At 49.1% G+C, this 8,871-nt stretch carries 5 protein-coding genes; 3 read left to right on the top strand and 2 right to left on the bottom strand.

Translation table 11 applies throughout. From position 1 onward, the window contains the following. Positions 1–4,204: leukotoxin LktA family filamentous adhesin (locus tag KDK13_RS04235; RefSeq protein WP_257283682.1), on the bottom strand; the 4,204-nt coding region annotated here is incomplete at its 3' end. A 136-nt stretch (positions 4,205–4,340) separates the two neighbouring features. Beyond that, positions 4,341–5,048, bottom strand: coding sequence for a SapC family protein (locus KDK13_RS04230; RefSeq protein ID WP_257283681.1), 708 nt, complete (start codon positions 5,046–5,048; stop codon positions 4,341–4,343). Between the two features lie 279 nt (positions 5,049–5,327). Here KDK13_RS04230 and KDK13_RS04225 point away from each other — a divergent pair, with 279 nt between their 5' ends. The 3 genes from KDK13_RS04225 (at position 5,328) to KDK13_RS04215 (ending at position 8,698) form a co-directional block, all read left to right on the top strand. After that, a complete protein-coding gene (locus tag KDK13_RS04225) occupies positions 5,328–5,990 on the top strand; it encodes a class I SAM-dependent methyltransferase (protein ID WP_257283680.1) in 663 nt (220 codons plus the stop codon). Between the two features lie 305 nt (positions 5,991–6,295). Further along, positions 6,296–7,483 (top strand): hypothetical protein, encoded by a 1,188-nt coding sequence (locus tag KDK13_RS04220; protein WP_257283679.1) that lies wholly within the window; start codon positions 6,296–6,298, stop codon positions 7,481–7,483. Between the two features lie 39 nt (positions 7,484–7,522). Beyond that, entirely contained in the window at positions 7,523–8,698 is a 1,176-nt protein-coding gene (locus tag KDK13_RS04215) for a hypothetical protein (protein WP_257283678.1), read from the top strand. Positions 8,699–8,871: the final 173 nt, after the last annotated feature.

Raw genomic sequence — 8,871 nt, 5'->3', positions numbered from 1 at the left:
AAAGCGCCAGGGCAACGGAGGTTAACTCGCCGCCGTGCAGTGCCTGAACCACCACATCATCGGCATAGTTGATGGTGGTGTTTTTGATCCAGGCCAGGGCATCGTTAAAGCTGATCTGATAGGCGATGGCACCGGCAATGGTATTCTGGTTCGCAGGCGACTGGGTTCCCAGCATAGAGAGCGCTGCAGAACCGGAGGCACTGGCGGAGATGACTTTTTCCAGTGCCTGTACTTCTACATCAACATCGTTATAGCTGTTCCCGTTAGCATGACCACTGATGGATGCCCCATCGATAATGGCCTTGGCGTCCATATTGTTGACCGATACCGTAAAGCTGCCGGCACCGGTCAATCCCGTTTGTGCCGAGGAGACTTCGGCGCTGCTCTGGCCACTGTTGGCATTGCTATCATCATTGCCGCCATTGTCAGCCGACTGACCAATGGACGAATCGCCGTTGCTGCTGTTGGCACCGGTATAATTGGCCGCCACTTTGGAGGACAGACCGTTATACCAGTTTTCAAACCTTTGCCCGATGCCCGGCTCGTTGCTTGGCTCTGTGGTTAACGCACCGGCCACTGCAATGGAACCGTTGGTGCCACTTGAACGACCACGGACAGACACACTGTTGGCAATAATCCCTTTGGTGGGCGCAGGAGCGGTCGGTGATGTGGGAGCAGGCCTGGTAGTATTGCTGTTGCTACCGTCCTGAAACTTGACCTTGTCGTATTCGCTGCTGTTATCGCCAATAAACGCTTTGGTATCGCCCTGGGATACGTTAGCGGCGATGGCAATCCCCACTGCGGACTCATCGGACCAGTTAACCGCACCGGCTGCCGCCCAGTTGCCAAACTCATGCTCGGCAACAATCACCAGGTCACCGGCACTCAGCTGGGCATCGTTATGGAGCGATGCATGAGTCAGCACCTCAGAGTTCAGAAAACCCAGAACCCCGTTAAAACCAAGCCCTTTCCCCATACCGGATGACGGCGTAACCAGAACGTGTCGTTCATCGGTTTCAGCGTAAATATCAACATCACCGGTAGCGGTTACGGTTGCTTTACCGATACCGGCCACCGCCTGACCACTTTGCTGAACGTAGGTAATGGAAGCACCAACGGCTTTACCCTGTTTGTTGGTACCATTGCCATTGGGCAGAATACCCAATGAGCCGATATTCCCGGCCAGGTTGGCCGTTTCCATCAGGTTATAGGCACTGACTTCTATGGAGTTATCAAAGCTGAAGCTATAATTGATGTCTTTGAAAACACTGTAGTCACCCAGAAGACTGGTGACTTTGCTATTGGCTTTAAGCTCACGGCTGGCATTCCAGCTGCCAGTCCCCGTGGTGGTCACCTCGGCGTTATCACCAATCCACGCCTTGGTGTCCATATCGTTCCAGACCACATTGAGGGATCCACCATAGGCTTCTTTATCCGCAGCAGCACCGGCGTTGGCAAACGTGGTCAGCAAATTGTTTTGCAAACCACCAATGCCGTTAAATTTACCCAGCACATCGGCAATGGTATCCCACTTGTCGTAGGTGCTGACGATGGGCATGTATTGACCGGCAACAATACCAAGATTGGCCGCCTTAATCCGGGTTGACTCCCCCACTTCAGCAACCGCATCACTGTCGTTGATGGCAAAATTCAACGCCATCGCCAGGCTGGTATCTGATGCCGCTGACTGTCCTGCACCAGCAGAGCCTTCTTCCGGTGCGGTTACCGCGGTCTCGGCAGACGTTCGATAGCCGCCCTGGTCGCCGCCCAGAGAGCCTGCACCGTAACCACCGGCCATTTTTTCATTGTCACTGCCAACATCAACCTGGCTTGCCAGCAACACGTTACCGGTGGCATTGATGTTCGGCGCATCAGTCTGTCCGCTGACATTATTGCCAAGGTAGCTATAGGCGTCATGGTCCGAAAGGTTCAGGGAAAACGACAGGCCACCCTTGAAACTGACCTTTCCTGAATCATCCGTATCTACGCTCTGCCCTGAGCCCTTGAGAAACTGTCGGGTATAATTGCTGACCCCGGATTGTAGCGCCGATAACCCCTGAACCGCTTTCGACCCCACCGTTCTGAACAGCAGGCTGCTTCCCACCGTGACACCGGAATGCACCCGCTGATTCAAGGTACGGTTAAGGGAGGTGATGGTGACATTACCCACCTTGTCATTGTCAGTACCAAGGCTACTGCCCAGCTCTGCCGTGGTGTTGGTATTAAAATCACCAACGGCAATGGCAATGCCATATTGAGTATTGGTCAGACCATAAGCGGAGGCGGAAACGTAATAATAGTTCTGGTTTTCTGCGGCCAGCACCAGGTTGTCAGCGTCCAGGGTGACGCCCGAGTCGATAATCGCCCTGGCATCTACATCCGACTCAGCCACCGCGGCGGCTATGACTACCTTATTGTCATCTTCCGCAATAATGTCTAACGCCGACGCGGAAATATACGCTTCATTGTGGGCCGAAACCTCAAGATTACCCTCTGCCTCAATCGTCGCGCCACTTTTGACATGGGTGGTACTGGTGGCGTCACTGCTGGCGTAGATGGCCGGTAAGGACGCAGGGAGTGCCTCGCCAATAACAATAGACGACGCTTCCGTTAAGGCATGAGCCTCGGATTGCAGGGAAACATTGCCACTGGCCTGGATATTTGCACTACTATTGACGTTGACAGTGGCATCGGCTTCCGCCTCCATCAAATAGAAAGAGGCCCCGACAAAGGAGCCAGCGGCCAGAATGCCCATGGACGCACCCGGCTCTTCATAAAACGAACTGTTGGCAATGGATTTGGCCTCAACCGTGACATTTCTGGCGTAGACCTGCCCTCCCAGGTCAATGTTGGTGTCAGAATCGGCCTTGCCAAAACCTATCGCCTTGGTTACTGAGGCGGTGAGGGTGATATCCCCCCTCGCGGAGTCATCACTGTTCCGGGTATCCAGGGTACTGCCAGCATTCAGGTCTATATCTTTGGCGGTGATGGTAATGCCGGATTCAGCGGCCAGGGTACCAGAGACATTGGCCTTGCTATCAGCAGTCACAGTCAGGCTGCCACTGAGGTCCAGACTGCTATTTGCCCTGGTTTTGAAGGTGTCTGCGGTGACCGTGGCAGAGCCAGCCACTGTCGTATTACCAATCACGGTAATACCTTCAGCAACCTGTTCAGGGCTGGAGGCGGTTGCGGACTCAACAACAACCGTTTTACCAGAAGCGCTGAGTTTCAGGGTGGTTGTGGTCTGATCAGTCTTGCCTTTAAAGGCAATGGTACCGGCTGCACTGGCTGAGTTTGAGTCCCGACTGTCCAGCGTTGCCCCGGCATTTACATCAATATTATCCGCCATGATGGTGAAGCCACCATCAGCGTAAAGATCGCCGGAAAGATCAATGGCGCCTGTAGCTGAACTGGACGCCATCAGGGTAATGACGCCACCATCGACATTAAGCTCTGTGGGAATGGTCAGGTCGTCAACATTAACAGCGGTTAATGCAACCGCACTGGCCTGGGCTGCACGCCCTGAAATAACAATACCGCTGCTATCCACCTGAATGGTATTGGCATTGATATCCAGGCCACTGGCGGTATTGATCTTGCCTTTGATGCGAACCGTGCCGGAGGATGAAACACTAAAACTGTCGTTAAGTAGATCAGTGATTTTTGCATCAACGGCATCTGTACCGCTGATCAGCCCCGATATTTCAGCATCTGTTGGCGTCTTGATCGCCAGACTACCAACGTTCACTACCCCCGACTCACCCACCAGAAAACCCGCTGAGCTGGCAAATACCACATCACCACCCAGTGAACCGTTCTTGTAGCTGTTCATAATCCCGTGAACAGCGGGCGCTTCAGAGCCTCGAACGATATTGACCAGCTTGCTGGCACTGTCAGGAACCTGAAGGTTTACGGTATGGGATGAACCCACCACAAACTTATCGAATACGTTGATCGCGGACGTACCCGACATTTTTCTGGAGGTAATATCATGGACATTGTTATTACTGCTAATGGAAGTGAAGTCACTGACGGCCTGTATATCGTGATCAGCCGCTACTGCCGTGCCGGACAACAACATACCAGCCGCCGCTGGCGCTCGAAGGACCGAAGAGAAAGAGGCCCCGGTGGATTTCTGGCAAGCCCTCGCCGAGTTAACCCGGCCGATGGAAACCGACAGCTGAGTACGACCAAAACCAGCCATAATTTGCTTCCTTGTCTAATAATTATTATTTTGTCGAACCACTTACGTCCTGTGGTTCAGATCGATGAGCTCTGCACCCTACCAATAAAAGTTTCCAGGCGGATGTCAGAACCCATTTGGTACAACTCCGGAACGATTACAGTTTTGGTTGCTGCCGCTTAACCAGACGGTTCAATGCACCCAGTGAGTGCAAGTGTGCATAGGTCCACGCCAGCCAGCCGGAATCAAACCAGCTTTTCACTTTTTCTTCCGGAATGGAGTTCAGTTTTTTCTCATCAATAACAAATAACCCTTCAAGCCTTAAGGGTTTATCCTTCTCCAAAAGAATCTGGAGATTAAATGGAGACAGCAGATCAAGCGCTTTTAATTCATTACAATAATTAAGGGTATGCTTGTACTGCTGATCATAGTTATTAAGAAATTGAATAATGTTATTCAGTGTTTCTGTATTCTCACCGTCATCACTGAAAAGCGCTTCACCGTCTTCACCATCAAACTGACTGGCTTTCTGATCAAAACAGACAGAGCCTTCATCAGTCAGGGCGAAAGGGTAACGACGGATAAAAGCAGGAATATAGCTGTCACTCCAGCTGCCCGCCTCACCCAGGTGCTTATGCCCGGTATCCATCAGGGAAAGCAGGGCAAGGGGAAAAAAGCTGTCCTGCTCATCCTTGCTGAAAAGCACCGGCATATCACGGCTGGCTTCAAAAAACTCAATACCTGTCAGCGGTACAGAGTTTACCTCTTCCGTGAAAGAATAGTCGTCAGATGTCTTGAACTTAAGGGTCTTATGCACTTCGCGGTTCAGAAATGCCGGTTCATTGTAAAACAGTAATGTTGCCATAATCAGGGACCGCCTCTGTTGTTTTGATAAAGCCTTTTCTAAAAATAATTCTATTGACGTTTTCAAGCTGACCTGAGCTTAAAATTCTCACACAGCACAGTAAAGGTATCAACGAATAAAATGTTATATGATTGTTAAGCATCAGTAATTACTACAGCAGAAGGATAACAATGAATAATAAATAATCACTTTCAGACTTTATTCCTGACTTGTTAGTCAGCAATTAAATTCATGTCCTGAATTTATTTTCACCTGTGAATTAAAAGGATTCCTCTACCAATGTCCACTGAAACCCTGCAACTCAATGATAGGCTTTATCAATACATTTATAATGTTGGTCTGCGTGAGCATCCGGTATTAAAAGAGCTGCGTGAATTGACCAGTCACCATCGCTACCGAATGATGCAAATCTCTGCCGAACAAGGGCAGCTTATGGCCATGCTGGCAAAACTGGCCAATGCACGCAGGACCCTGGAAATCGGTGTTTTCACCGGTTACAGCGCACTCTCTGTCGCCCTGGCACTGCCCGATGATGGGGAGCTGATTGCCTGTGATATCAACCGTGAGTATACCGACATAGCCAAACCCTACTGGGAAAAAGCCGGTGTCTCCGGGCGGATCAAACTCCACCTGGCCCCGGCATCGGAAACCCTGGATCAGCTGATCCGCAACGGTGAACGGAATCAGTTTGATATGGCCTTTATTGATGCGGATAAAACGGGGTACGACGCCTATTACGAACAATGCCTGCAGCTGATTCGCCCTGGCGGGTTGATTCTTATCGATAACGTGCTGTGGAGCGGCAGGGTAGCAGATGCAGACGCAAGTGATGATGACACTGCAGCCCTGAAAGCATTGAACCGGAAAATCCACGACGATGATCGTGTGGATATGATGGTACTGCCTGTTTCCGATGGGCTTACCATTGCCATCAGGCGTTAAGTATAAAATGAGCACAGAGAATGCTCACACGCTCCAGAGGCTGTCGCAAAAGCCGGAAAAATGATCTCGATGCGACAGCCTCAGAAGCGTGGGGGAAAATTTTTATCAGCGGTTCTCTTCGCGAACTTCTCATTGCCTCCTCCACAAAGCGAGGAGTTTAGTATTACTAACCGGACAGTTAGTGTTTATGGCAAAACAAATCGTTAAATTCTTCCATAATTAACCAGAAACGGTGGAAAATATTTTATCAATTCCCTGCCAATAACTGCATACGCCCTCTAAATGCCGAACACAAGGAGTGTCCTATGGACAACGGAATTCCAAGCTTATCAACTGTGACACAATCGGAGCTATTCACTAAAGAAGTGCCAGCGCAGCATGATGGCAATAAAACTATTGAGTCCAAAAGCCCAACATGCACGGGGCATCCAATACATCACAGGGCAGCATCTATTTCCAAAGAATCTATTTCCAAAGAATCTATTTCCAAAGAAACTGCTCCCAGGGAATGTCCGCGACTTGAAGAACCCGAAAACCTCAAGCTATTGATGGAACCTTTGCCCGGACAAAAAACAGCGTTTCACCAGATGCAGTCGCCATTTAAAGCCGGGGATATCACCGTTAATGACCCGGCGTTTCAGCGTCCTTCTAAAGTAAATAAATTTCTTCTGGCATCTGTACTCTTTTTTACAAGCTATACGACACTATCTGAAATATCTCTTTTCAATATCCCAGAGAGTGACCGGAGTGCACGGGTAGAAACAATACGTGGCCGGGCTTTCACCGTGACCGCTACATTGCTATTCATTCTAACCGGAACAATAATCCTGGAGGGACTCAAGCATCTTGTGCGTAATGCCCGTGTCCATATAGATAAGTTAGACATGGATTCCGTACCTGGTTTTGCTGTACTTCTCGTGACAGCCATGACTCTTGGTTTTTTTGGTTTTGGTTGGTTAGTGTCCGTGGGATTCTCGCACATGGTGGCTTCAACAGTGTCAGCGTGTGTGGATACCTATGAAAAATTCACCGAGGTAACCAACTTTACGTCACCCGAAGCCAGTTTTTTAAAAAAGTACCAGAGGATGGAGGAGTCTCTTGGTGCATTGCGAGCCAAGCTTTATGATGCAGAGCTTGTCAGAGCTTTAAGAAGTTGTGAAACAAAGGAATCAAGGATTGAGGCCAAAGAGCGCATCAGGCTTGAGGCTGGTACTTTGAATCCCGACCCGGATAAAGAGAAATGGTACGACGCGTTTCAGCGCTACTGCCTGAGAGATTGGTATGAGTGGTATGATGATGACCTTTTTAGGTACGGGGAACTAAAGGAAGCCATCAGAAGAACCGAAGATTGGCTTAACAGGGCAGCAAAGCAGAAAGAACTGCTCACTTACCTGGAACTAAAAGAACTGAATAATAAGACTGATCCTGAAAACGCCATTGCCACAAAGGTGGAGTTGAAAGACGAAAACCCCGGTCACTGGGTTCGTGTGTAATTCTCAGTTTGGCAATGGGCAGCGTGTACTGTCAGAACTATGGACGTTAGCTCTTTAAATACAAGCAATAAACACAAGGAGTGTCCTATGATTCACGGAAGTGTTCCCTCAATCAAATCAGCATCAGGAGATGCAAACCCCTTAACTGATGAAAAAAAAGTGACAGTGCCGCAATCGGATGATAAAGCTGTCAGGTCCGAAAGCCAGACAAGCTCAGACAAGTCAATCTTTCACAGGACAGTATCCAATTCTGAGAAAACTTCAAAGCCTGGAGCCTTCGATACAATCAGGCTGACGACGTCTTCGCCGGAACAAACAGCGCTCGACAAGATGGAATCGCCATTCAAGGCTGATGATATTACCATTGATGATCCGGAGTTCAGGCAACCACCTGGCAAAATAAAAAAGCTTGCCTTGGCGATTAAACTCTTTTCCAAAAGCTTCAAGACAATATACCAGGTCAATAATCCAGAGACTGACCGGAGTTCACTGGTAGAAACAATACGCAGCAAGGCTTACACCGTGTCCTCTATCGTGTTAAACACTCTAAACATAGTGCTGGCCTCTGCCGTAACACCGGCGCTTTTTGTTGGTGCTTTAATTCTTTGTGCAAGTGTACCACAGGCGGGGGTCGCGTTAGTTTTATCTGTACCTATCGGTATATTTATTGCCATCGGGGTTTTTGCTATTGGCTATATGCTCTCCCATTCAATCTCTAACTTTATTACTTCAGCTGTGTCAGCGTCGGTGGATACCCGGGAAAAATTAACCGAGATCACCGCTTTTACTTTACCGGAAGAGAGGTTCTTAAAAAAATACCAGAGAATGGAGGAGTCAATCTTCGCATTGCGAACCAAACTTTATGCGGCAGAGTCAGCAAGGACTAATGACTACATAAAACTTTATGAAAAAGATGGTAGGACAGAGAAATTGAAGCTTGAGATCGAAAAACGTGACGAGCTTGAGAATGCCAGAATTGAGGCTGGTATTCCGGACCCTGACCAGGCGAAATGGTATGAATCTTTACAGCGCTCTTTCCTGAGAGAGGAGTATGGGTGTGATATCGAGAAACTGAAGGACGCCATCGGTAAAACCGAAGATTGGCTTAACAGGGCAGCAAGGCAGAAAGAACGGCTCTCCAATGAACCTATAGAACTACAAGAAGTAAATAGTGTGGTTGCTGGCGAAAACCCGGCTCACTGGGTTCGTGTTTAATTCCCGGTATAGTCATGGGCGAGCAGCACTTAGCCTCTGCGTTAATACGTTAATAAGAAGGCAATAAGCCGGTTTCTGACCCTTCGATTGCTGACTGTTCACTAAGGCTGAGATGGGGCGATCGGGACTGTAAATATTCCTTCAGCTTGACGACTGAAAAGCGGGGGGCAGTA

Source organism: Endozoicomonas sp. SESOKO1 (genome assembly GCF_024606265.1).
Lineage (GTDB): Bacteria > Pseudomonadota > Gammaproteobacteria > Pseudomonadales > Endozoicomonadaceae > Endozoicomonas.
Note: the sequence above shows the minus strand (reverse complement) of the source record. Positions and strands in the feature narration are given on the sequence as shown.

Bases quoted from the DNA above. Each gene is read 5' to 3' on its own strand.
- KDK13_RS04230 (WP_257283681.1), bottom strand. From the start codon at position 5,048: ATGGCAACATTACTGTTTTACAATGAACCGGCATTTCTGAACCGCGAA.
- KDK13_RS04220 (WP_257283679.1), top strand. From the start codon at position 6,296: ATGGACAACGGAATTCCAAGCTTATCAACTGTGACACAATCGGAGCTA.
- KDK13_RS04225 (WP_257283680.1), top strand. From the start codon at position 5,328: ATGTCCACTGAAACCCTGCAACTCAATGATAGGCTTTATCAATACATT.
- KDK13_RS04215 (WP_257283678.1), top strand. From the start codon at position 7,523: ATGGACGTTAGCTCTTTAAATACAAGCAATAAACACAAGGAGTGTCCT.